This window comes from Meiothermus cerbereus (assembly GCF_051297115.1).
Classification (GTDB): Bacteria; Deinococcota; Deinococci; order Deinococcales; family Thermaceae; genus Meiothermus; species Meiothermus cerbereus_A.
In genome coordinates this window covers 1-1049 of sequence record NZ_JBEVAL010000154.1, presented here as the reverse complement: position 1 = coordinate 1049, position 1049 = coordinate 1, and the positions used below count along the sequence as shown (strand labels likewise).

Annotated in this window: 2 protein-coding genes and 1 pseudogene; all 3 read left to right on the top strand. The window is 62.1% G+C overall.

Annotated elements, in window-relative coordinates; translation table 11 throughout:
• Positions 1–217: pseudogene (locus ABWU19_RS14880) on the top strand (hypothetical protein); the annotation flags it as partial.
• Complete coding sequence (locus ABWU19_RS14875) at positions 214–645, top strand: hypothetical protein (protein WP_435902411.1); 432 nt, start codon at positions 214–216, stop codon at positions 643–645. The pseudogene ABWU19_RS14880 and the gene ABWU19_RS14875, both read left to right, overlap by 4 nt.
• Entirely contained in the window at positions 642–779 is a 138-nt protein-coding gene (locus tag ABWU19_RS14870) for a hypothetical protein (RefSeq protein WP_435902410.1), read from the top strand. Before ABWU19_RS14875 ends, ABWU19_RS14870 begins: the two co-directional genes overlap by 4 nt.
• Positions 780–1049 lie beyond the last annotated feature (270 nt).

The following is a 1049-nucleotide window of genomic DNA, read 5'->3' as shown; positions in this document are numbered from 1 at the left end:
GTCCGCGCCTCCGGGCAAGAAGGAGATACGGGAGCTCCGGGCACGGATGGACGAGGAGCGGGGGCGGATATTGCTCGAGGTAGAGAACCGGCTGGAGGAGGCCGAGGAGCTCATGCGGCGCTCGACCGAGGCCCGGATTGCGGCACTTGAGTCGTGGGTCAGGCGGGTGAGCCGGTATCTTGGAATAGGCAAGAAAGGAGGACTGTTCGGAAGATGAGAAAGGGAATCCTGATCGGACTGATGATCGCGGCAATGGGTATGGGTTTGGGTCTGGCGCAGAGCAGCAATAGGGCTTTCCATTTAGCCCCGCCGGGCATCCCCCTACCCTTTGCCAAGCCCCTGGCAGAGGGCGCGTGCAGGGGGTTGCTGGATCGCGCCGTCAAGCTTGTGGGCGCGGGGCCAAAGGATGTGGGTTGCTTCAGCTTCTCCCGGAGAAAGGGCGACACCCTGGTCAATCAACTCGCGAGCGGGTGGGCGCTTAGCCTTCCGGCCACGCCTGTGCGCCTGGTTGCTGCCTACGAGGTGGAGGGAATCTTCGTGGCGTCCTTCGTGGATACCCTGAACCCTTCGCGCGGCTACTACCTGGCGGCGGGTGAGGTTGACCCCTCCACGGCGCAGGTGGTGATCTGGAGCATCTCCCGATGACCCTCGAGCACGTCGCTTTGATCTGGCAGTCCGGGGTGGGCTTCGGCTTCAAGGCCGGGGTGGGGGTGGGAATTGCGGTGGGTCTGCTGCTGGCCTGGCTGTGGGGCCGGTGGGCGGGGCGGAGATACCGCTAGGGCACACATAGAAATACAGGGGGCTACGGCCCCCTTTTTTGTTTTCCCTTAAGCACCTAACCCCCCTTGCGGGGGGCTTTGGTGCAGGAAGTAAAACCACCAGCATCGGCTGAATGGTGCCTTCACAGGCAGGCTCAGTATACAACACACTTTATTGATCGTACATGGTAATCTGTTCCCAGGAGGTAAAACCATGTACGACAGCATCCAGCTGATGGTCGGCGGCCTGGCGGTCGCTAAAGCGAGCCCTCTTGGGCTTTTGTCGCGGGA

Bases quoted from the DNA above. Each gene is read 5' to 3' on its own strand.
- ABWU19_RS14875 (WP_435902411.1), top strand. From the start codon at position 214: ATGAGAAAGGGAATCCTGATCGGACTGATGATCGCGGCAATGGGTATG.
- ABWU19_RS14870 (WP_435902410.1), top strand. From the start codon at position 642: ATGACCCTCGAGCACGTCGCTTTGATCTGGCAGTCCGGGGTGGGCTTC.